At 63.1% G+C, this 21,653-nt stretch carries 25 protein-coding genes; 10 read left to right on the top strand and 15 right to left on the bottom strand.

Annotated elements, in window-relative coordinates:
- Genes HMPREF2792_RS07155 through otsB form a run of 3 tightly spaced genes read left to right on the top strand, consistent with a single transcriptional unit; the run spans position 1 to position 2,718 of the window.
- Complete coding sequence (locus HMPREF2792_RS07155) at positions 1-1,422, top strand: alpha,alpha-trehalose-phosphate synthase (UDP-forming) (RefSeq protein ID WP_070532321.1); 1,422 nt, start codon at positions 1-3, stop codon at positions 1,420-1,422.
- Positions 1,419-1,943 carry a hypothetical protein gene (locus HMPREF2792_RS07150; RefSeq protein WP_070532320.1) on the top strand — a complete coding sequence of 175 codons (525 nt, stop codon included), beginning with the start codon at positions 1,419-1,421 and terminating at the stop codon, positions 1,941-1,943. Before HMPREF2792_RS07155 ends, HMPREF2792_RS07150 begins: the two co-directional genes overlap by 4 nt.
- 31 nt (positions 1,944-1,974) lie before the next feature.
- Positions 1,975-2,718 carry a trehalose-phosphatase gene (otsB, locus tag HMPREF2792_RS07145; protein ID WP_070532319.1) on the top strand — a complete coding sequence of 248 codons (744 nt, stop codon included), beginning with the start codon at positions 1,975-1,977 and terminating at the stop codon, positions 2,716-2,718.
- Here otsB and HMPREF2792_RS07140 read toward each other — a convergent pair.
- A complete protein-coding gene (locus tag HMPREF2792_RS07140; RefSeq protein WP_070532317.1) occupies positions 2,715-3,800 on the bottom strand; it encodes a LacI family DNA-binding transcriptional regulator in 1,086 nt (361 codons plus the stop codon). The two genes, otsB and HMPREF2792_RS07140, sit on opposite strands and share 4 nt — an antisense overlap.
- A 72-nt stretch (positions 3,801-3,872) precedes the next feature.
- On the opposite strand from HMPREF2792_RS07140, the gene HMPREF2792_RS07135 reads away from it, so the two are divergent.
- From HMPREF2792_RS07135 to HMPREF2792_RS07120, 4 genes are read left to right on the top strand one after another with little or no spacing between them, the layout of a single operon-like run.
- Positions 3,873-4,976 (top strand): metal ABC transporter solute-binding protein, Zn/Mn family, encoded by a 1,104-nt coding sequence (locus HMPREF2792_RS07135; RefSeq protein WP_070522828.1) that lies wholly within the window; start codon positions 3,873-3,875, stop codon positions 4,974-4,976.
- Positions 4,977-5,678, top strand: a complete 702-nt coding sequence (locus tag HMPREF2792_RS07130) for a metal ABC transporter ATP-binding protein (RefSeq protein WP_070522825.1) — start codon at positions 4,977-4,979, stop codon at positions 5,676-5,678.
- Positions 5,656-6,618 (top strand): metal ABC transporter permease, encoded by a 963-nt coding sequence (locus tag HMPREF2792_RS07125; protein ID WP_186312193.1) that lies wholly within the window; start codon positions 5,656-5,658, stop codon positions 6,616-6,618. The genes HMPREF2792_RS07130 and HMPREF2792_RS07125 overlap by 23 nt, the downstream gene beginning before the upstream one ends.
- Before the next feature lie 9 nt (positions 6,619-6,627).
- Positions 6,628-7,467 (top strand): CE1 family esterase, encoded by an 840-nt coding sequence (locus HMPREF2792_RS07120; RefSeq protein WP_070522820.1) that lies wholly within the window; start codon positions 6,628-6,630, stop codon positions 7,465-7,467.
- Positions 7,468-7,500: 33 nt separating this feature from the next.
- On the opposite strand, the gene HMPREF2792_RS12640 is transcribed toward HMPREF2792_RS07120, so the two are convergent.
- The 8 genes from HMPREF2792_RS12640 to HMPREF2792_RS07080 all read right to left on the bottom strand — a co-directional run bounded on the left by HMPREF2792_RS12640 (position 7,501) and on the right by HMPREF2792_RS07080 (position 14,712).
- The gene (locus tag HMPREF2792_RS12640) at positions 7,501-7,782 is read right to left on the bottom strand and encodes an ATP-binding cassette domain-containing protein (RefSeq protein WP_080550367.1); all 282 of its coding nucleotides are present in this window, start codon (positions 7,780-7,782) and stop codon (positions 7,501-7,503) included.
- A 314-nt stretch (positions 7,783-8,096) separates the two neighbouring features.
- Positions 8,097-8,747: an AAA family ATPase gene (locus HMPREF2792_RS07115; RefSeq protein ID WP_010188886.1), complete on the bottom strand. Its 651-nt coding sequence runs from the start codon at positions 8,745-8,747 to the stop codon at positions 8,097-8,099.
- Positions 8,744-9,478: an AAA family ATPase gene (locus HMPREF2792_RS07110; RefSeq protein WP_070532312.1), complete on the bottom strand. Its 735-nt coding sequence runs from the start codon at positions 9,476-9,478 to the stop codon at positions 8,744-8,746. The genes HMPREF2792_RS07115 and HMPREF2792_RS07110 overlap by 4 nt, the downstream gene beginning before the upstream one ends.
- An 18-nt stretch (positions 9,479-9,496) precedes the next feature.
- Positions 9,497-10,447, bottom strand: coding sequence for a 23S rRNA (guanosine(2251)-2'-O)-methyltransferase RlmB (gene rlmB / locus HMPREF2792_RS07105; protein WP_070522812.1), 951 nt, complete (start codon positions 10,445-10,447; stop codon positions 9,497-9,499).
- Positions 10,448-10,506: 59 nt separating this feature from the next.
- Positions 10,507-11,913, bottom strand: a complete 1,407-nt coding sequence (gene cysS, locus HMPREF2792_RS07100) for a cysteine--tRNA ligase (protein WP_070532308.1) — start codon at positions 11,911-11,913, stop codon at positions 10,507-10,509.
- A 997-nt stretch (positions 11,914-12,910) separates the two neighbouring features.
- Positions 12,911-13,402 (bottom strand): 2-C-methyl-D-erythritol 2,4-cyclodiphosphate synthase, encoded by a 492-nt coding sequence (ispF, locus tag HMPREF2792_RS07090; RefSeq protein WP_070532302.1) that lies wholly within the window; start codon positions 13,400-13,402, stop codon positions 12,911-12,913.
- Complete coding sequence (gene ispD, locus HMPREF2792_RS07085; protein ID WP_070532298.1) at positions 13,395-14,156, bottom strand: 2-C-methyl-D-erythritol 4-phosphate cytidylyltransferase; 762 nt, start codon at positions 14,154-14,156, stop codon at positions 13,395-13,397. The genes ispF and ispD overlap by 8 nt, the downstream gene beginning before the upstream one ends.
- Positions 14,128-14,712 (bottom strand): CarD family transcriptional regulator, encoded by a 585-nt coding sequence (locus HMPREF2792_RS07080; RefSeq protein WP_070522798.1) that lies wholly within the window; start codon positions 14,710-14,712, stop codon positions 14,128-14,130. The genes ispD and HMPREF2792_RS07080 overlap by 29 nt, the downstream gene beginning before the upstream one ends.
- 288 nt (positions 14,713-15,000) lie before the next feature.
- On the opposite strand from HMPREF2792_RS07080, the gene HMPREF2792_RS07075 reads away from it, so the two are divergent.
- A complete protein-coding gene (locus tag HMPREF2792_RS07075; RefSeq protein ID WP_070532295.1) occupies positions 15,001-15,576 on the top strand; it encodes a hypothetical protein in 576 nt (191 codons plus the stop codon).
- Positions 15,577-15,751: 175 nt separating this feature from the next.
- Here HMPREF2792_RS07075 and HMPREF2792_RS07070 read toward each other — a convergent pair whose 3' ends face one another.
- Positions 15,752-15,985: a hypothetical protein gene (locus HMPREF2792_RS07070; protein ID WP_070532292.1), complete on the bottom strand. Its 234-nt coding sequence runs from the start codon at positions 15,983-15,985 to the stop codon at positions 15,752-15,754.
- Positions 15,986-16,028: 43 nt separating this feature from the next.
- Positions 16,029-16,238, bottom strand: a complete 210-nt coding sequence (locus HMPREF2792_RS07065) for a hypothetical protein (RefSeq protein ID WP_070532290.1) — start codon at positions 16,236-16,238, stop codon at positions 16,029-16,031.
- Between the two features lie 176 nt (positions 16,239-16,414).
- Between HMPREF2792_RS07065 and radA the strand changes: the two genes are divergently transcribed.
- A complete protein-coding gene (gene radA, locus HMPREF2792_RS07060; RefSeq protein ID WP_070532288.1) occupies positions 16,415-17,797 on the top strand; it encodes a DNA repair protein RadA in 1,383 nt (460 codons plus the stop codon).
- Here radA and HMPREF2792_RS07055 read toward each other — a convergent pair.
- Both HMPREF2792_RS07055 and HMPREF2792_RS07050 read right to left on the bottom strand, forming a co-directional pair.
- A complete protein-coding gene (locus HMPREF2792_RS07055; protein WP_070522784.1) occupies positions 17,784-18,536 on the bottom strand; it encodes a hypothetical protein in 753 nt (250 codons plus the stop codon). The genes radA and HMPREF2792_RS07055 overlap by 14 nt on opposite strands.
- A gap of 102 nt (positions 18,537-18,638) precedes the next feature.
- Positions 18,639-19,262, bottom strand: coding sequence for a carbonic anhydrase (locus HMPREF2792_RS07050; RefSeq protein WP_070522781.1), 624 nt, complete (start codon positions 19,260-19,262; stop codon positions 18,639-18,641).
- 41 nt (positions 19,263-19,303) lie between these two features.
- On the opposite strand from HMPREF2792_RS07050, the gene HMPREF2792_RS07045 reads away from it, so the two are divergent.
- Entirely contained in the window at positions 19,304-20,164 is an 861-nt protein-coding gene (locus tag HMPREF2792_RS07045; RefSeq protein ID WP_070522778.1) for an HhH-GPD family protein, read from the top strand.
- On the opposite strand, the gene HMPREF2792_RS07040 is transcribed toward HMPREF2792_RS07045, so the two are convergent.
- Entirely contained in the window at positions 20,130-21,446 is a 1,317-nt protein-coding gene (locus tag HMPREF2792_RS07040) for a threonine/serine exporter family protein (protein WP_070532280.1), read from the bottom strand. The genes HMPREF2792_RS07045 and HMPREF2792_RS07040 overlap by 35 nt on opposite strands.
- Positions 21,446-21,616, bottom strand: a complete 171-nt coding sequence (locus HMPREF2792_RS12635) for a DUF4236 domain-containing protein (RefSeq protein WP_083299135.1) — start codon at positions 21,614-21,616, stop codon at positions 21,446-21,448. Before HMPREF2792_RS12635 ends, HMPREF2792_RS07040 begins: the two co-directional genes overlap by 1 nt.
- Positions 21,617-21,653: the final 37 nt, after the last annotated feature.

Below are 21,653 nucleotides of genomic sequence, written 5' to 3'. Positions count from 1 at the left end.
ATGTCCGGGCGCAGCAATAGCTTCGTAGTCGTGGCCAACCGCCTGCCGGTGGACCTCGAGACCTCCGCCGACGGCACCCGTGAATGGAAGGCCTCCCCCGGCGGTCTCGTCACCGCGCTTTCCCCTGTCTTGGAAGAACACCAGGGCTGTTGGGTGGGTTGGCCGGGCGTGGCCGACGAGGCACCTGAGCCTTTCACCACCGACAACGGCGTCCTGCTTCACCCGGTACGCCTCACGCAAGAGGATTATGAAGCCTTCTACGAGGGCTTTTCCAATGCCACCCTGTGGCCGCTCTACCACGACCTCATCGTCACCCCCGTCTACAACCGCGATTGGTGGGATGCTTACCGCGAGGTCAACCTACGTTTTGCCAACGAGGTAGCGGCCGTCGCCGCGGAGAATGCCACGGTGTGGGTGCAGGACTATCAGCTGCAGCTCGTGCCCGGCATCTTGCGCCAGCTGCGCCCCGATCTCACCATCGGCTTCTTCCTCCACATCCCCTTCCCCTCCCCGGATCTCTTCCGTCAGCTGCCGTGGCGTGAGGAGTTGGTGCGGGGGCTTCTCGACGCCAACTTGATCGGCTTCCACCTCGAATCCAACGCCCGCAATTTCCTAGAGCTCGCCCGCGCCCAGGGCCTGAAGGTCGAAGGTGAAGTGAGCACCCGCGCAGTCACCGCGCGCATCGTGACCAGTAGTGGGCATTCCGTCGGAATCGGCGCCTTCCCCATCTCCATTGCGGCGGGTGAGTTCGCTGAAGGCGGTGATGCGGGGGACATCGCCCAGCTACGTGCGGAGTTGGGTAACCCCACGCACGTCATTTTGGGAGTCGACCGCCTCGACTACACAAAGGGCATCCTGCAGCGTCTTACTGCCTTCGAGGAGCTCCTCGAAACCGGGGCGCTGGACCCAGAAGAGGTGACCTTCGTGCAGCTGGCCACGCCCTCGCGCGAGCGCATCGACCACTACCGCGCCACGCGCTCGAAGGTGGAGGAAGCCGTAGGCCGCATCAATGGGCGCTTCGGGCGCCTCGGTGCGCCGGTGGTGCACTATCAGCACAGCTCCGTTCCGAAGGAGGTCCTGCGCCGCTACTACAGGCTCGCGGACATCATGCTGGTCACGCCATTTAAGGACGGCATGAACCTAGTGGCCAAGGAATACGTGGCCTCCCACGGCGATGGCTCCGGCGCGCTCGTGCTCTCCGAGTTCGCAGGTGCGGCGGCAGAGCTTACTCAAGCTAACCTGTGCAACCCCTTCGACATCGAATCCATCAAGCGCGCCCTGCTCTCCGCGGTCAAGGCGCTGGAGGAATCGCCTGAGACCATGCGCGAGCGCATGACTGCCATGAACGAGCAGGTGCGCCAGCATGATATCGCTTTGTGGTCGCAGTCCTTCCTCGGCGCGTTGGATCAGGAGGAAGCATGATGCGACGCCGCCCCGCCGCAGCGCTCACCGCTGTGCTCACCTCGGCGCTGCTCGCAAGTGGCCTCACCGGGTGCGGCTCCGCGGACGAGGAGCCCACGCCGCGCGGCGATGATCGCATCGTGGGCAAGGATTGGCAGGTCATCAACCTTTATACCTCCCCGGACGCGCCATCCTCCCTCCCAGCCGATACCGCGCAAGTGCCGCACATGAGTTTCGGTGAGCACACTGCCGTGGGCTCGACCGGCTGCGTCCCCTTCACCGCCGAGGTCTCCTTCCACAAAGGGAACAAGGCCTCCACGATCTGGGAGGGTGACGTGATGAGGGTAGAAAAAGCCACCTACGAGAGCCCACCGAACGGTGAAGACTGCGAGGGCTCGGTCCGGTGGGCCGATTCGCTGATGCGCAACCTCATCGCCGAAGGCCATGAGTTCGACTTTGCGCTCAACCCCAACAACCAGCTGGTGTTGACGCTGCGCACCGATAAAGTGGATTCACCGATCATCCGCATGTCCTCGCTCTAGCGCCGAAATTTTCAGCGCTAGGGTGGGAAGCATGATTGATGCTCTCGCCTCCGCCGAACACCTCGCGGTTGTGTCCGACTTTGATGGCACCCTAGCTGGCTTCGCCCGAAACGCTTATGACGTGCGCCCAGAGCAGCGCTCACTCGATGCCTTGGCCTCCCTTGCGGCGCTCCCGCACACCACCGCCGCAGTACTCTCTGGCCGGCACCTCGACGGCCTGAAGCGGGTGTGCCCATTGCGCGAACCGGTGCTCTTTGGCGGTTCCCATGGAGCCGAATCCTCGTGGGAGGAATCCTCCTTAAGCCCAGAGATGAAAGCCCATCTGGCCAAGAAGGAAGAAGAGCTGAAGGAGATCATCGCCCGCCACCCCGGCGCGGAGCTGGAGGTTAAACCCTTCCAGCGCGTGCTGCACCTGCGCGCACTAGAGCTGCAAGACCCGGACGCCGCGGCCGCCGCCTATGCGGAAGGGGCAGCGTTAAGCGCCGATGGCTTCCCCAAGACAGAAGGCAAATGCGTCGTCGAGTTCTCCGCAACGCAGGCCACGAAAGGCACGTGGATTGAAAAGCTTCGCCAGCGCGTCGGCGCCACAGCGGTGGTCTTCTTAGGGGATGACACCACCGACGAAGACGGCTTCGCCGTGCTCAACCAGCCGCCGGACCTCGGCGTCAAGGTCGGCGAGGGCGCAACGCAGGCAGCGCTTCGCCTACCAGATATCGCGGCGGTGACGGAGTTCCTCGAAGAACTCGCGTCCGCCCGCGCGCAGCACAGCTCTTAAGCCCCGGCCGGGGCCACTGTGCGCCCGGGGCGGAAAGACGTCGAAAGCAACGTGCGCGCCGCACCACCGTCGCCCTCAATGAGGCCCGCCAACATGCGCCCGGCCGCCGCTCCCTTCTCCTTATTCGGCTGCACGACGGTGCTCAGTCCCAGCGCTAGGGCCGGCGCGATGCCGTCGAATCCGGTGACGGAAAGCTGCTCGGGCACAGCAATTCCATGATCGCGGGCATAAGCTATCACGCCGAGCGCCATCGAGTCCGTCGTGCACAGCACCGCGGTGAGTTCGGGGTGGGCGCTCAGCAACTCTTCGGCTGCCGCATAGGCGGTGCGCGGGTCGTTGATGTGGCGCGTCACCACGGGGATATCTGAAGGATCGAGGCCCGCCTGCGCGAAGACGTCCAGCGCCCCCAGCACGCGCGAGCGCTGGACGTGCATGTCCGCCGCGGCGAGCTGTTCGGCCGTCACTTCGCCGTCGAGGCGCTCACGGTGCAGGCGGATGGTGAGGATGCCGATGCGGGTATGGGAGGCGTCGACAAGCGCCTGCGCCGCCGGGGCGATCGCGGCGCGGTCGTCGATGCCCACGAAGGGCAGGCCCGAATCCGTGGGCTGGTCACACACCACCACCGGCAGACAGCGACGGCGCACGGCCTCCAGATAAGCATCGCCCGCCGCCACGGAATAGACCACGAAGCCATCAACCGCCGCCGACCCTACGAGTTGCGCCGCCTGGGCATCGTTGGGGGCGCCCACGGTATCCGGGCCGGCGGGAATCAAGGTAAGGGTCGTGCTCGCCCCCGCTGAAGCCTCCGCCATCCCGGCGAGGAAGTCCACGGAAGCCATGTCCTCGAAGGCATAGGACAGGTGCTCGGTGAGCAGGACCCCCAGCGACCCCTGGCGGCGCGTGCGCAGGCTGCGCGCGGTGGGATCCGGGCCGGTGTAGCCGCGCTCGGCCGCGGCAGCGAGGATGCGCTCGCGGGTGGCAGGCGCCAGCTGGTCCGGGCGGTTATACGCGTTGGACACCGTGGTGGGCGAAACCCCGAGTTCGGCAGCCAGGGAGGCCAGCGTCGTGCTGCGTTTGGACATGACGGTAACACTACCCGTTTTCAACTCATTATCATTTGACAACAATTTTCACTAAAGCGTAGAAATAGGGACATGACCACTTCCCACTCACGCCGTGCTTTCCGACGTCCCACCGCTCTCCTCTTCGCCGCCACCCTGGGTGCCGCAGCGCTGAGTGCCTGCTCCTCCGGTGATGACAGCGCCGCCGGCGGCTCGGATGCCGGCTCCGACAAGGAGACCATCCACGTCGTGGCCTCGACCTCCATCTGGGCCGACGTTGCCCAGGCCGTCGTCGATACCGCACAGACCGACGTCAACATCGACGTCCGCCCCATCGTGAGTGGCAATGGCGTGGACCCCCATCACTTCGAACCCACCGCGGCCGACATCGCGCGCGCTAACGACGCCGACGTCATCATCGCCGGTGGCGGCGGCTACGACGCATGGCTCTACCAGGCAGTCAAGAACCAGGACGAGATCATCCACGCCCTGCCGCTGACCGCGCATGACCATGGCGATCATGATCATGGAGAAGAACACGACCATGCGCACGAGGAACACGCGCATGACCACGACGAACATGGTCATGACGAGCATGACCATGGAGAAGGTCATGATCATGACCACGCTCACGAAGGCGAAACCGTGACCATGGACGAGGCCAAGAAGATCGCCGCCGAGCACCCCGAGCAGATCACCAACATCGATGGCAACGAGCACGTGTGGTACGACGCCGCGGCCATCGAGAAGGTGGCGACCGACGTAGCCAATCTCGTCAACGAGGCCAACCCGGAGGCCAAGGCCACCGCCGATCCTCTGGTCGAGCGCGTGGAGGGCCTGAAGGCACGCATCGAGAAGCTGCCTCAGCACAACTACGCGCAGACCGAGCCCATCGCGGACTACATCTTCAAATACACCGAGAGCACCGACGCCACCCCGGAGGGCTACCGCAAGGCCACCGTTGCTGAAGGCGAGCCCACCGCCGCCGACCTGGCGCACTTCCTCGAGGACATCAAGCAGGACAAGATCGACCTGCTCATCTTCAACCCGCAGACCGAAACCGACATGACCAAGCGCATTCGCACCGCCGCCGAGGACAAGAACATCCCGGTGGTAGAGATTGGTGAAACCCCGCCGGAGAAGACCAACTTCCTCGACTACTACGAAGAAGTCGTCAGCGCACTCGAGGCCGCATAAGTGCTCATTTCCTTTAAGAATGCCGCAGTAGAACCACTGTGGTCGGATATGAACCTCGCCGTAGACCGCGGCGAGTTCATCGCCGTTTTAGGCCCCAATGGCGTGGGCAAGTCCACGCTGCTGGGAACTATCCTGGGTACCCGCCAGCTCACCGCGGGCAGCGTGGACGTCGCGTGCCGCGTGGGCTTTATCCCACAGCAAAGAATGTTCCCCCAGGACCTGCCCCTGCGCGCCCGGGATCTGGTGTCACTGTCCCTCGCCCACGGCACCCTGCGCAACCGACGGCCTGCTCGGGGCCGCGTCGACGAGCTCCTCGCCGAGGTCGGCGCCACCGGAATTGCCAACCGCCGCGTGGGCCAGCTCTCCGGCGGCCAGCAGCAGCTCATCCGCCAGGCGCAAGCCCTCGCCAACGACCCAGAACTCATCCTTGCCGATGAGCCGCTGCTGTCGCTGGACCCGGGAAGGCAGCAGGCGACCGTCGAGAAGCTCAATGCGTGGCGTCACGAACGCGGCACCTCCATCCTCTTCGTCACCCACGGCATCAATCCCGTGCTGGGTGTGGTGGACAAGGTGCTCTACCTCGCGCCCAACGGGCACATGTTCGGCACGGTGGATGAGGTCATGCGCTCGGAGGTGCTCTCGGAGCTGTACGGCTCGTCCGTGAAGGTCCTCAACGTCGATGGGAGGCTCATCGTTGTCTAAGTTCCTCGAGGACACCCAGTACCTGCTGGGCGTCGATTTCGTACAGGATGCACTGGTTGCTTGTGCGCTGCTGGGCATCCTGTCCGGAGTGATGACCTCGCTCATCGTGCTGCGCCAGATGTCTTTTTCCGTGCATGCCACCTCGGAGCTCGCGCTCATGGGTGCGGCCGCAGCGCTGTTGTTCGGACTGAACATCGGCTTCGGCGCGATTGCCGGCGCCATCGTCGCCGCCATCATTCTGGCGGTGCTCGGCCTCAAAGGCCAACAGGACAGCGCCATCGGCGTGGTCATGAGCTTTGGCCTAGGCTTGTCGGTGTTATTCCTGCACCTCTACCCTGGCAACGCCAACACCGCTATGACGCTCCTGACGGGACAAATCGTCGGCGTCTCCTCCGCTTCGGTGTGGTTACTCGCCGCCACGACCGCCATCATCGTCGCCGTAGTGGCGCTGTTCTGGCGCCCGCTGCTCTTCGCCTCTGCGGATCCCGTCATGGCCCAAGCCGCCGGCGTGCCGGTGAAGTCCCTAGCGGTCTGCTTCGCCATCCTCGTTGGTCTGACGGCCGCGCAGTCCGTACAGATCGTCGGTTCCCTACTCGTCATGGCGCTGCTCATCACCCCGGGCGCAGCGGCGGTACAGATTACCTCCTCCCCGCTGCGCGCGGTGGTGTGGTCCACCATCTTCGCGGAGGTCTCCGCCGTGGGCGGCCTGGTCCTCTCCCTGGCGCCGGGCCTGCCCGTCTCGGTCTTCGTCACGAGCATCTCTTTTGTTATTTACCTGGTCTGCCGCGGCATCGGCTGGGCTCGCAGCCGCAAGGCCGTCCGCGACGACGTCGCCGCCCGCCGCGCCTCCCAGGAACACTTCCGCGCCGCCACCGATCGCGCCGACGCCGAGACACACCACACCTCGACGCACGATGAGCACTGCGCGCATCAGGATTAGGCTAGATGCGTGACTTTGGAACGCCGTAGCCTCGAATTACAAGACCGCACCCGCACGTACCTCGTGTACCGCCCGAATGATGACGTCGAGCGCCAGAGAGACCTCCTCCTGTTCTTCCACGGCTCCCTGCAATCCGCGAACGTCATCCGCCGCTTCACTAACGGCACGTTCGATGACCTCGCCACCCGCCACGGCATGCTTGCGGTCTACCCCACCGGCGTGGAACAGCACTTTAACGATGCCCGCGCCACCCTGCCCGTCGCCGCGCGCGAGCTGGGCATCGATGACGTCGCCTTCACGCGCGCCATCCTCGACGAGCTGCGCGCGGAGCAGGAGATTAGCCGCGTGTTCCTCTGCGGCTTCTCCAACGGCGGGCAGATGGTTATCCGCTTGCTCTTCGACGCCCCCGGGCTTGCCGATGCCGCCTGCATCTTCGCCTCCACTCTCGGCGCCGGCGCCAACCATGCGCCCACCAATCCGGACTCGGCGTACCAACCCACCCCGGTCATGTTCGTCCACGGCACGGGCGACCGGCTCGCGCCCTATACGGGCGGAACGGCGGGCATTGACCCGAAGCGCACCCGCGGTGCCGTCACCGGCGCGCAGGAGAACGCCGCACGCTTCGCGGAGCTCAACCATGCCGCCGGCCCAGAGCGCACCCACCTTTTCCCCGACACCGTTGTCGACCGCTGGGAGCCGGCAGACGCCACCGGCGCGCCGGTCGAGCTCGTGAGCGTCGAGGGCATGGGCCACGTCATCCCGTCGGGCAACGAGCTGGACCCACGCCTGGGTAAAAACACGGATTCCTTCATCGCTGCCGAGCTCGTGGAGGAATTCTTCGGGCTCTAGACTGCACGTGCGCCCCATCGTGTCTCACTCCACTCAGCCCCAACCTCGGGTCGAGGCCGTTCGTAGGTGAGCGTCGAGAAGCAATAATTGTGGATTACCGACCAGTGCTTTGGCGATTCCTAGACGCTGTTTCATACCGAGCGAAGCATGCTCGCAGGAAACACTGTGGTGCAATGAAAGGCCTACAAGGGATAAAAGATCCTTCAGTTCATCATTCAGTGAACCTTGTTGTAGTGGTCGGCAATGTCGTTGACGATCGCGTAGAGGTCGCGTTCCATCGCGTAGGTTTTCTTTTCTCGCGTACTGACTAATCACACTTGCGACCCGTTGTTATCTAGAGAATTATTACGTCCCAGCGTGATGTTGCACACGTCTGTGCATGTATGCACTCTCGATGTCACGGTTTGCTGGCGAAGATTCTTCAAGTTACCCGCAGCTGAATCTGTGCAAGGTGAAAACTCTCAAAACGGCAGGCAAAGGACCGAGTCGTCCTCGTCTCTAAGCCGTGGAACCCCAATCCTCCAGAACCTTGTATTCGGCACACGCACGCAATCTGAATGTTCAAGATGTGAAGTACTGGCCAGCAACCAAGAAGTAAAGATCGCCATCCAGCTTTCTCGGCCCTGAATCTAGCATCCGGAGGCGTAGAGAAACTCACGCAACGACTGAAACGCCAGCGTCTGTGTCACGTCGCGCAGCTCAAGGAAGAACCCATCTTCTGTAATTTCAACAATCCGCGCACCGGGGATGGCTGCCACAATCGGTGAGTGCGTCACCACGATGAACTGCGCACCCGCCTCCGCGGCGCGATGGATTTCCGCCATGAGCGTCATCTGCCGCACGAGCGAAAGCCCAGATTCCGGCTCGTCGAGGATGTAGAGCCCGCGCCCATCAAAGGAACGCTGCACGACGTCCATGACGGACTCGCCATGCGACATCGCGGTCGAACCAACGTTGTAGTGCGCCTCCGCTCGCAGGAAGTAGCCGTCCTTGGGCGCGGTACCTAGCCGCAGGCTCGCCCACCTCCGGAGGGGATTGATGGGACCGGCGGAGCGCTGCACACCCCATATCCCACCGCGCTCAGGAAAGCCGTACTCGAAGGCAATGCCCTCGGCGAGCGTCGACTTTCCTACCCCGTTGTCCCCGGTCAGCACGGTCACCGGCGCACGCAGGTCCAGTCCTTGGCGTCGCAGCGCCACGAAACCAGGAACGGAGGACACCCACTCAGGTCCGTGGCCGCCGTCCAGCGCGGCATAGGCGTCGACATAGAAGTCTCTCATTCGCCCTCCCCAATAAGAAACGCGGCGGTTCCCAATGGATCGGCAAGGAACTCGCGCGCGGCGTGGACAGCTTCCGTCGCTTCGGGAGCGACGGGCGCAATCCCCTTGTCGCCGAACGCGTAGACGGTCGCGCCTTGTATGCTGAGGAAGACTGGCGAGTGCGTCGCGAGGATGACCTGCGCGCCCTGGGCGGCGAGGCGCTCGAGCTGCGTGACAACCTCGACCTGCCGGGGATAGGACAAGCCGTCTTCCGGCTCGTCGAGAATGATCATTCCGTCAGAATGGAAGCGTCTCTCGACGAGGGCGAGCAGACCCTGGCCGTGGCTGAGAAACGGCAGGTCACTGAGCGGATCGGGATTCTCCGGGCTGTGGATCTGGTGGTGATACTCGCTCAAGTTGAGGAAGGTCTCGCCGCGCAAGAAGTACACGTCGCGCGGGTTGTGCGCCCGCGAGCAGATGAGCCACTCGGGATAGTCCTCGTCGCCGGTGGCAAACCGGGCGTGGCGCGAGCCGCCCTCGGGATTGACGCCAAGCCCCACGGCGATGGCCTCGAGCAGCGTGGATTTTCCGGCGCCGTTATCCCCCACGACGACGGTCACGGGCGTAGGCAAACGCAAGGCGCCGCCGGGCAGCGCTGCGATGAGCACGCCCAGGCGGCGCATGTGTTCCGGCACGCCGGGCAGTCCCTCCCCAATAAGCTCCGGGGCGGGACGCACACTCGTGAGGAACATGGCGGCGAAAGCGTGAGCCTACTTCTGGGCCGCGCGGCGCTGGCGGGCGAACTCCGAAAGGACCGCACCTGCCGCCACGGAGGCGTTGAGGGATTCAACCCAGTCGGTCATGGGGATGGACATGATGGCATCGCAGTTCTCGCGGACGAGGCGCGAGATGCCCTTGCCCTCAGAGCCGATGACGATGACGACGGGGTCAGTGCCGCCGTTGTAGGTGTCGAGCGTGTGCTCGCCTCCCGCATCGAGGCCGACGACCTGGTAGCCAGCCTTCTGGAACTCCTGAACCGTGCGGGTCACGTTGGTCACGCGAGCTACTGGCAGGCGCGCGGCAGTGCCTGCCGAGGTACGCCAGGTCACCGCGGTAACGGAGGCCGAGCGACGCTCCGGAATGATGACGCCATGGCCGCCAAAAGCGGCAACGGAGCGGATGACCGCGCCGAGGTTGCGGGGGTCGGTGATGTTATCGAGGATGACGAACATGCCCGGTTCCTGGGCATCGCGTGCGCGATCCATCAGGTCATGGACGTCGGCATACTTATATGGCGGGATCTGCAGACCAATGCCCTGATGCATGCCGTTGCCGGTCATGCGGTCCATCTCGTGGCGCTGGACCTCAAGAATCGGGATGTTGCGGGTATTGCACATGGCTACGGCCTCAGACAGGCGGGCGTCGTTGCGCGTTCCCTGCACAATGTAGAGCGACGTTGCCGGAACCTTAGCGTGGAGGCACTCGATGACCGGGTTGCGGCCGACGACCATCTCCGCGGTCTCCTTGTGGTGGCGGCCCGAGTTGCGGCGTTCGCGCTCCAGCTTCGCCTTGTGCTTGGCGTGGTAGACGCGGTCCTCCGCCTTCGGCGTGGGCCCCTTGCCGGCTAGGCCCTTGCGGCGCTGACCGCCAGAGCCCTTCGTAGCGCCCTTCTTATTCGTCTTGCGGATACCTGCGCCGCCGCGGCCATGGGTACGTGCCATAATTCTTCTCCTTATGTTGTCCTCGGCTTCTGTGCTGTCCTAGGCCTTTGCCAAGGACGTTAATCCGCCAAGGACCAGGTGGGGCCGTCGGCGGTGTCGGTGATGGTAATACCCGCGGCTGCAAGGCGGTCGCGCACAGCGTCCGCAGTAGCCCAATCCTTTTCTGCACGGGCGGTAGTGCGACGCTCCAACTCGGCTCGGACGAGGACGTCCAATGCCGCATCAGCGCCGCTTTCTTCGCCACTATCTTTCCACTGTTCATCGAGTGGATCAAAGCCAAGAACCGCAGCCATGACGCGCACCGCCCCGGCAAGGCGCTCGGCTTCCTCACGGTTGCCTTCTCCCAGCGCCTTATTGCCCGCGCGCACCGTGGTGTGAATTTCCGCCAGCGCCTTCGGGACAGCAATGTCATCGTTCATTGCGTCCTCGAAGGCCGCGGTCCACTGGCCCTTCTCGACGCCCTCGAACTTGCCCACAAAGTCCTCAATACGACGGTAGCCCGCCGCGGCCTCGGTCAGCGCTGCCTCGGAGTATTCGAGGACCGAACGGTAGTGCGCGGAACCCAGGTAGTAGCGCAGCTCCACCGGGCGGACGATCTCCAGCATGTTGGCAATGGAGAGTACGTTGCCCAAGGACTTCGACATCTTCTCACCGGCCATGGTGACCCAGTGGTTGTGCATCCAGTAGTTGGCGAACTTATCCCCCGCCGCATGGGACTGTGCGATCTCATTTTCGTGGTGCGGGAACTGCAGGTCCAAGCCACCGCAGTGGATATCGAACTCGCCGCCTAGGTAGTAAGTCGACATGGCCGAGCACTCAAGGTGCCAGCCCGGGCGGCCCTTGCCCCACGGTGTGGGCCAGGACGGTTCGCCCGGCTTAGCCGCCTTCCACAGCGCGAAGTCCTGCGGGCTGCGCTTGCCCACGGCATCCGACTCGCCCTGCTCCATATCCTCGACGCGGTTGCCAGACAACGCGCCATAGTCCGAGCCTTCCGTGGCATTCCACGCGGCGACATCGAAGTAGACGGAGCCTGCACCATCTTCGCCAGGAACGGAATACGCGAAGCCGGCGTCGATAAGCCGCTGCATGTATTCCACCATCTGCGTCACAAAACCCGTCGCGCGCGGCTCCACAGAGGGCGGCAGAACGCCCAGGGTGTTATAGGCCTTGGTGAACTCGCGCTCATAGGTGGATACCCATTCCCACCAGGGGCGGTTATTCTCAGCTGCCTTGGTGAGGATCTTGTCATCGATATCGGTGACGTTGCGCACCAAGGCCACGTCATAGCCCTGCGCGAGCAGCCAGCGGCGCAGGATGTCAAAGGCAACGCCGGAGCGCAGGTGGCCAATGTGCGGCTGGGACTGCGGGGTGGCACCACACAGGTAGATCGACGCGTGGCCGGGACGAACCGGCTCGAACTCACGTTGGCTGCGGGTGGCGGTATCAAAAATGCGCAAAGTACTCACCTAGCCTAGTCTAATTGACCCGCAAGTAGGAATTCACCACGGCCGATGGTCACGCGTATGAGAAACGGACGCAGTGCCTGTCCACTCAACGGAGTATCCCATCTGCCGCAAGACTTGCGCAGCTCGCTCAGGATTATCAGCTACTGCTCCGCGCAACTGTTCATCGAGCCACTTTTCCCGACTATCTGTGAGAACGCTTTTCCAGCCGGGCCGCGATCGGAAACCGCATTCCGCGAAAAGGAAGAAAAAGTAATCCTCCAAAGACACCCGAAACCGTCTGCCGCCTACAGGAAAATGTATGTCCTCAATCTTTCCCTTCTTCCGCCGATTCTTCACTCCGGAAAAATTTTTCATTAACGCAGGACTCAACAAGCCAGCCACTCCTGAATGATGAATATGGGCAGTCGGAGCGACACGATTGTCTCGCTCGTACTCGAAACGCACGCCCGGAGCAGTCCCCACCCGTAGCTCAAACTTGCTCGATTTTACGCTGAGGGACAATTCATCAGGTGAAAGGACCGTGTGAAAGCGAACCACAGATTCGAAAAGGTCACTGTAGGAAACACAGTGGCTACTATCGCTTCCTACGCCGTAAACCAGCGGTGCGTGCAATTCCAATAGTGCAGATCCATCGTCTGGGTTGAGATCCGTCCATACCTGAATATCGGAGTCTTTATTGAGGGGCAACACTTTCAGGTGCAAGGCATGCACCCAATTAAAGAATTCCGCTGTCAGCTGTTGCCCGATTCCCCCCAAGCAGACCACCGCTTAACGTTCAAGCATAAGCTCGACGCGTCGGAGCTCGTCATATAAAGCGCGTTCTGCTTCCGAAAAGCGACCGGAGTCTGCAAGCATCCGCAAATCTTCAGAGCTAAGGTTTTCACCTACCGCAGCTTCCAAGGCGTGCAGGAGTTCGTCGTGCCGAGCGCGAAGTGCCTCAGTATTGGTAATTCGCATTGTCAAAGCCACAGCGTCCTCCTTTTCTGATGACTTTACGTTAGGAATTGGGAGCGCGCCAGACCACGGCGGTTGCCACGGCAGCGCGGCCCTCCTTGCGGCCGGTGAAGCCGAGATGATCCGTCGTCGTAGCGGAAACAGACACCGGTGCGCCGAGGATGTCACTCAGCACGGACTCGGCTTCCTTCCGCCGCGGGCCCATCTTGGGGCTCTGTCCAACCAACTGTGCGGCGGCGTTGCCGATAATGAAGCCTTCCTTCTCCAGCAGCTCGCGGCACTCGCGCAGCAGCCGGGCACCGGAGACCCCGTCGTACTCTGGCCGGCCCACACCGACGAAGGAACCGAGGTCGCCGAGGTTGGAGGCGGAGAGCAAGGCGTCGACAAGCGCGTGGCTCACCACATCACCATCGGAATGGCCCTCGCAGCCATCCACGTCCTCGAAGAGGAGACCTGCGATCCAGCAGGGTTTTCCGGGCTCGATCTGGTGGGCGTCGGTGGCGATTCCCACACGCGGGATAATCGGGTTAGTCACTAGGCACCTCGAAGATGGTCGGTTCGGCCTCATCCGTCACGGCCTTGGCCAGGACGAGGTCGATGGGGGTGGTGATCTTGAAGGCGAAGGTATCTCCCTGCACGGTCTCCACGCGCTCGCCGTGCCATTCCATGAGGCTGGCGTCATCGGTGGCGACGAAGTCAGGGTCCTGCGCCCAATAGTCTAGGTTGGCGCGGCGCAGCGCAGCCAGGTTAAAACCCTGCGGCGTTTGCACAGCGCGCAGACGGGAACGGTCTGGGGTGGACAGGACCGTCTGGCCCTCCACCTCTTTGATGGTGTCTGCCACGGGAAGGACCGGGATGACTGCGGTGGCGCCGTCGAGCACGCGCTTGGCGACGCGCGCGATCATCCCCGGCGGCGTCAATGCCCGGGCGGCGTCGTGGATGAGCACCACGGCGTCCTCCTCCGGGATTGCTTGCAATCCCGCCCAGACGGAATCGGCGCGCTCGCCCCCGCCGTGGACGATGCGAATAGGCACGTCAGAGTCGATGCGGCCGAGAATGCTGGAGGCATAATCTTCCATGGCCGGGCTGACCAGCACGATGATCTCATCAACGAATTCGGAGGTGATCATCACCCGGACGGAGCGCTCCAGGAGGGTGCGCCCGCGCAGCTCCACGTAGGCCTTGGGAACGTCTGCGCCGAGGCGCGTTCCCTGACCGGCTGCCGCGACGAGAGCAATGACGCGCGGGGTGGGCTGATCCTTAGTCTTCGTCGTCGAAGGAGAGGTCATCGAGATCGACGTCATTGTCAATGTCGGTGGTAATGGACTTGTCATCCACCAGGCCAGCGGCGCGGTGACGCTCGATGGTGGCGTTGATTTCCTCCATCATGGTGTCAGCCTTCTTCTCATCAACCGGCTTGGCCAGGGAGAGCTCACCGACCAGAATCTGGCGGGCCTTGGCCAGCATGCGCTTTTCACCAGCGGACAGGCCACGGTCCTGGTCGCGGCGCCACAGGTCACGCACAACCTCGGCCACCTTGTTGATGTCGCCGGAGGCGAGGCGCTCCTGGTTGGCCTTGTAGCGGCGGGACCAGTTGCCGGCCTCCTCGACGTCTACTTCGCGCAGGACGGAAAAGACCTTCTCGAGGCCTTCCTTGCCCACGACGTCGCGCACGCCGACCATCTCAACGTTCTTGGAAGGCACGCGGACCACGAGGTCGGACTGGTTGATTTGGAGAACGAGGTATTCGAGCTCCTCGCCGCCCATCTCCCGGGTTTCAATCGCCGTAATCTTGGCGGCGCCGTGGTGGGGGTAGACGACGACCTCTCCGACCTTAAATTCCATTGCCACTCCTTGTGAAGCCTTTGAGACGGTGCCCATCGTGTGCTCTCGGCGTACTCTCGGTGGGCCGCATATACAGGGAATCTATTTTAGCACGCAGCCATCGTGCCCCGCTCCCCCGCCCGGGTACCGCCTGCCCGCCGCTTTACACCACGGTGACGCCCCATAGAAAGCTCGGCTACCCCCGGTCTACCCAAGGGGTTTGCTGGAAACTGTGTGCTTTCTCCCCAGAGGTACTAGGCTAAAGCGTTGATAAGCTTTGTGATCGCAATTCAATGGAGGACACTCACAGTGCAGTCCCTGAAGTCCGCCGCTCGCTGCGGTGCCATCATGTCAGTTACCGCCCTCTCCGCGCTGGCCTTGGCGTCCTGCTCGGCCGGTCATGTTGCTCAGACCGCGGAAAAGGTGATTGCTGTCGACGGCGCATCCGCAAGCTCCGAAGATGGAAAGGTGGCCGTGCGTGACGTCACCATTCAGGTTGAGCCGGACACCGGTGAGACCTCCCTCAAGTTCATCGCCGTCAACCAGGGCTACAAGGTCAACGACGTCGTCCTCGAGTCCGTCAGCGTCGACGGCCAGGATGTTCCTCTGGAGGGCGTCGAGCCGCTCCCCCGCGATCATTCCCTCTTTGCTGATTCCCAGACGAACCTGGACCGCCTCCCCAAGGACGGCAAGGATGAGAACATCACTTATGTGACCACCTCCCTGGAGAACGAGGACTACGCCTTCGGCGGCTCCCGCCCGGTGACCTTCACCTTCAACACCGGCACCATTGAGGTTGACGCCACCGTGTCCGCCTCCCCGCTGCAGTCCGGTGACTTCGACCGCGACCCGCAGTCCACCGAAGGCTACGCCGAGAACAAGTAAGCCTTTTCTTCAAAGCGCAACCGCCCCAGCTGCCAAAGTTTTCCCGGATCTTCGAATCGGGGAATCAACTTCGTCAGTTGGGGCGGTTGCGTTTCGTATTAGTGCTTCCGTAGATGCACAAAGGCCACCGCATGAGATACACGCGGTGGCCTTTTCTACAGTGCCAGTGAGGTGCTTAGGCCTGAGAAGAGGTCAGAGCCAGCACAACGATGGAGTTCACGATGCCCAGGGAGGACAGAGCAGCCGGAACCAGAAGAAGGTTCGGCGCCTGCGGGCCACCGACCTTAACCATCTGATCCATAACCTGGTTCAGCGGCTCCGGGTAGGTAGCAGCAGAAGCGGCCGGGGTGCCTGCAACGGCCAGAGAGGTAGCAGCGGCCAGGGCAACGAGGGTGCGACGAATCTTCATTTTGTCTCCTTGAATAGTGAGGTTTGTGTGTGAGAGGTCTGGACTAGGACAGCAGGTTCGACAGGAAGCCCAAGGAGGACAGGGCAGCCGGGACGAGGATGATGTTCTGAGCCTCGTAGCCAGCGGTGTTAGCAATCTGGGTCAGAACGGAAGCCAGCGGCTCCGGCGCCTGCGCTGCGGAAGCAGCCGGGGTACCAGCAAAAGCGATGGCAACAGCAGCGCCAGCGGCAACGAGAGTGCGACGAATCTTCATGAGAATTACCTTCTTACTAGAGAATCGGACAGATATGAAGAGGGACAGGCACACACATTGGAGTAACCTGCTTAACACTGTAACGCCTTCATGAGTAGCGCGCGCGGTAAGTGAAAAAGACCTACTTCATTTCACGAGCACACTGGATGTCCACGCGGCTTACTAGAGTGTGAGACATGGCAAAAAAGGTTCGTCCCGTCCACACGTGTTCTGAGTGTGGCTTCGTCTCCCCCAAGTGGCTTGGCCGCTGCCCTGAGTGCGGCTCGTGGGGGACGCTGCAGGAAACCGCGGCGACTCAAAGCAGTACCGCCGCCCAAGCCGCGGTGTCTGGGCGGCGCCCCACAGGCTTGACGCCGACGAGCCCGGCGGTGCCGATAACGACGGTCGGCGCGTCAGCGACGAAGGCCATCAATACCGGCATCGGGGAGCTTGACCGCGTTCTCGGCCGCGGCATCGTCCCTGGTTCGGTCGTGCTCATGGCGGGAGAGCCGGGAGTCGGCAAATCCACTCTGCTGCTGGAGGTAGCCTCCCGCTGGGCACAGTTGGGCCGCACCGCCCTGTACGCCACCGCGGAGGAATCCGCAGGGCAGGTCCGCGCCCGCGCGGAGCGCACCGGGGCGCTGCATGAGACGCTCTACCTTGCGGCCGAGTCAAACCTGGACGTCGTCTTTGGCCATGTAGAGCAGCTTAAGCCCAGCCTGCTTATCGTGGACTCCGTCCAAACCATGCACGCCGCCGGGGTCGAAGGCGTCGCTGGCGGCGTAGCGCAGTCACGGGCTGTGACCGCAGCGCTGACCACGCTAGCTAAAACCACCGGCATCCCTATCCTCCTCGTCGGGCACGTGACCAAGGACGGCAACGTCGCCGGACCACGCGTGCTCGAGCACCTCGTGGACGTTGTCTTGAACTTTGAAGGTGACCGCCAATCCTCACTGCGGCTGCTTCGCGGCCTGAAGAACCGCTTTGGCGCTACCGATGAGATGGGTTGCTTCGAACAGACAGCGGCCGGAATCAGGGAGGTCGCGGATCCTTCCGGGCTCTTTCTTTCCCACCGCGGCAGCACCCCGGATGGCTCCGCGGTAACCGTCGCCATGGATGGTGTGCGTCCCATCTTGGCCGAGGTACAAGCGTTGACTGTCGATCCCGTGGCCAAGAACCCGCGGCGCGTGGTGACGGGGCTCGACGCCAACCGCGTCCCCATGGTGCTCGCGGTGCTGCAGGCCCGCGCGGGCGAGCGCACCAACGATAAGGACGCCTACGTGGCCACGGTGGGAGGGATGAAGATTCAGGAACCAGCCACGGATCTTGCCGTAGCGCTCGCCACGTGGTCCTCCTTGCACGAGCAGCCGCTACCACCGAAGACGGTGGTCATCGGTGAGGTGGGCCTAGCTGGCGAGGTGCGCCGTGTGCCGAACCTAGACCGCCGCTTGGCAGAAGCGTCCCGTTTGGGTTACCGCTACGCCATCGTCCCGCCCGGAAAGGTAGAGATCGGCGGCGGCATGCAGGTGCACCAAGCCGCAACGCTGAGCGAGGCGATTGCAGCGCTTAAAGCAAGTTAAACGGCAACGCTGGGGAGTAGTTTTCCCCGATGACGGTATGCAGGAAGTAAGCACCCGGCTCGGCTTCCTCACGCTCGGTACACTTGCCCGGTTCGGAGCGCTTGCGGGACCAATCCGCCTGGAAGTAGCGGGTCTCACCGGACTTGAAGGTCTGCTTGCCGGTTTCTACAGAGGCATAGCAGTCAGTATCGGCCCACACGCGCTCGTTAGAGCCCATCTTGTAAACCTCAAAGCGCAGCTGCTCTTCATCGAGGTCGATGGAGCAATCCTTTGTCGTCGGGTTAAAAACCTCCAGGTAGAAGGTCGGCATCTTACCGGCCGGGACGCTGTCCTCATTGGTCTTAGCCAGCACCTTGAGGTCCTGGAGGGAGCACGTCGTCTTGGACGGGTCCACGGTCAGCTCATCCGGCTTCGCCTCTGACGTTGGTTCTTCCTTGCCGGACTCGCCCGCCTCGGATTTCGCCGGTTCCGTCGAACCCGTCGCTTCGGCGGATTCCTTGGCTGAGGTGGGCTCCGTCGTTTCCGCTGCGGAGGTTGTTTTTTCCGAAGGTGCCAAGGTATCCGAAACCGCTGCCTGCTGCGACTCGGCCGCCGAGTCCTCCTTCGAACCGCCAAAGAGCGCGGTAGCAGCGAAGATAAGAACAACCACGAGTACCAAGATCGCCACGAGTGCGGCGACGCGACGACGCACGTAGATCTCTCGCGGCAGCTGCTTCGGGGTACGGGATGGCTCAGTCACAGGTCTTAGTTTAAGGGGACTCGAGCCCAACCCGGGCCAGCCCCAAGCCGCGTGTCTTGAGCAGCGGCTTCTACGCGCTTGGGGCCCGCCCAGCGCCCAGGGCTAATGAACTCCGTGCAGGACGACGGTTTCCACGCTGGAATCCTCAAGGAGGTAGCGCAGGCCGACGATGCCGAGCGTTCCGGCGTCGAGAAGCCGGCGTGCAGCCGGAATATCGGAGATGATCTGGGAAACCACCTGCGCGGTGTTTTCGCGCTCGAAGTCAGCGCGCTCTTCGCGGCCATCACGCTTGGCCACCATCGAGGCCGCGGCAACTTGCTCGATGATCGGGCGCTGCAGGCCCGTGGGCAATTCGCCACCATCCAGGAAGTCCTTGGCCGCGCCCACTGCGCCGCAGGACTGATGTCCCATGACAACGAGCAGGTTGGCGTGGAGGTTTTCTAAGGCATAATCCAGCGAGGCCATCACCGCGCTGTCCAAAATGTGGCCCGCGGTACGGATGACGAAGGCATCGCCGAAACCAATGTTGAACACGTGCTCGATCGGCGCGCGGGAGTCCGAGCAGGCCAATACGATGACGCGCGGATCCTGGCCCTGGGTCAGGCCAGCGCGCAGCTTCGCGTCCTGGTTAACGGCGATGAGGTTGCCCGTAACGAGGCGTTGATTACCTTGCTGGAGGGCTTCCCACACTTTCTGTGGATTTTGAGGAACTTTTGCTAAAGGCATGTTTCTTAGCTTAGACCTCAGCGCCCTACACTGAGGTGCCTATGGATACCCAAGCTGTCGTGGAATGGTTCGATGCCCATGAGCGCCCCCTGCCGTGGCGCCGACCGGGTACCTCAGCGTGGGGTGTGCTCTTAAGCGAGGTCATGAGCCAACAGACCCCCGTCGCACGCGTGGCCCCACAGTGGGAGGAGTGGATGCGCCGCTGGCCCACCCCACACGACCTCGCGGCGGCATCCAAAGCGGATGTACTGCGCGCCTGGGGAAAGCTGGGCTACCCGCGCCGCGCGCTGCGCTTGTGGGAGTGCGCGAAGGAGATTGGTGAGGGGGCGGTTCCGGGGGACGTCGACAAGCTCTTGGCGTTGCCCGGGATCGGTGAGTACACCGCGCGCGCCGTGGCGTGCTTCCATTTTGGCTACAACGTCCCGGTGGTGGATACCAACGTGCGCCGCGTCTATGCCCGCGCCGAGGAGGGCCGCTTCCTCGCGCCGCCTCCCACAAAACGCGAGCTGGCACAGGTGGAAGCACTGCTTCCGGAGGAGAATGGGCCACGTTTTTCCGCCGCGCTCATGGAGCTCGGTGCACTGGTGTGCACAGCCAAGAACCCCGACTGCGCCGCCTGCCCCATCAAAGCCTCGTGCGCGTGGCAGCTCGCGGGCTGTCCGGAACCCAGCGAAGAGGAGGCAGCGCGGGCAAAGAAGCGCGTGCAGAAGTTCACCGGCACGGACCGCCAGGTGCGCGGGCTGCTTCTCGACGTCCTCCGAGGCTCACCCCACCCAGTTCCCCAAGCCGACCTGGATGCGGTGTGGCCGGACGCGACGCAGCGCTCGCGGGCGCAGGCCTCGCTTATCGAGGATGGCCTAATGGACATCAACGAGCAGGGCCTGTTTCACCTGCCGCACTAGGCACGTGCGAGAAATCGATGAGGTGACCGAAGGTCCAATCGCGGTCAGTCAGCAGGCGGGCGAGGATGAGCCCGCAACCAATGGCCGCCACGGCCATCGAGGCAGTGGCGAAGTTGTTCAACGCCTGGTCCATGTTGCCAACATTAAGGTGATAAACCGTGCGGAACATGGAGGTTCCCGGGATCATGATGACGGACGCCGGCACCGTCGTGGTGATGCGCGGTAGATGCGCGCGCTTGGAGGCCACCGCGCCCAAGAGCCCCACGATGAGACCGCCGGCGAACGCGCCGACGTAGCTTGTGGCCCCGACCCCGATAAGGATAAGGCGAACGAGGTTGGCCACCGTTCCCACCGCGGCCGCCACGAGCACCATCCGGCGCGAGGAATTAAAGAGGAACGCGAATCCGGAAATGCCCAAGAAGCTGGCCGCCGCGGCGGCGAGGTACCACACCGGCGCATAGTCGGGGATGCCCGGTTCCGGAGTTAGCTCCGTGGTCCAGCTGACCAACGCCACGGTAAAGGTCGCGGCGGTGATCACCGTCAGCGCATAGGTCAGGCGGGAAAGCCCGGCCTCGAAGTCGAAGCGCGCGAGGTCAATGAGCGCGGAGAACAACGGGAAGCCGGGAATGAGGAAGAGCACCGCGGCCACGTAGCCCGAGGAAAACTCTGACGGGTCCGCCACTCCGGCGGCGGCCACGGCCTCGGTGGTGAAGAAGTACACGAGGCTGGCCACCGTTCCGGCTGCCACGATGCACCCCAGTTGGTGGACGTGCTTGCCGTGCAAAACCGCGCGGGTGAGCTGACCACAAAAGGCGGCGAGGGCTACCAGCAGAATCGCCAGCGGCGTAAAGAAGTTCAGGACCGCGAAAGAGGCGCACGCAATGGACGCCGCCGCAGCTAGGAGCCAGCGGTTCCACCGCTTGACCACGTTGGCCTCGATGACGTCGAGCATCTTTGTAAGTTCTTCCGCCGTGATGCCCGCGTACAGCCGGTGGTGGGTCAGGTCCTCAAGGGCTTCGATCCGGGAAGCGTCGACAGCCGGCGAATGCTGTTGCGCCACCACCGTGCGGAAGTCGCGGCCACGGTGGAACGTACAGGTGATCTGTGTGACGCCAACGTTGGCGTCGAGCCGATCAAAGCCGAGCGCGCGGGCGGCACGTTTCATGCCGCGCAGCACGCGGTAGCCGGACGTTCCCGCACCCATGAGCATCATGCCTAGGCGCAGGACGACGTCGGCCTCGTACCCCATACGGACATAGTCGCTGCTGGGGTGAGAAGTCATTAGCGCCAGCGCCCCCGGAAGTTCAGTCCACCTGGAAGATTGACCCACATGCCGCCGCGGGAGTTAAAGGTCACGGGACCGACCTTTGTTGACATCGAGGCACCGGAGCCGGAGAGATTGATCCAGCTATTTTTTCCGGTCTTCTTGCGCTTGCGAAAATAAATGCCCATGCGCGCTAGCTTAGCGCAGCGACGTCTCAGCGCAGCG

It is taken from the genome of Corynebacterium sp. HMSC068H04 (assembly GCF_001811255.1).
Taxonomy (GTDB): Bacteria; Actinomycetota; Actinomycetes; order Mycobacteriales; family Mycobacteriaceae; genus Corynebacterium; species Corynebacterium hesseae.
The sequence above is the reverse complement of the archived record's forward strand: the minus strand, read 5'-3'. Positions and strand labels throughout refer to the sequence as shown.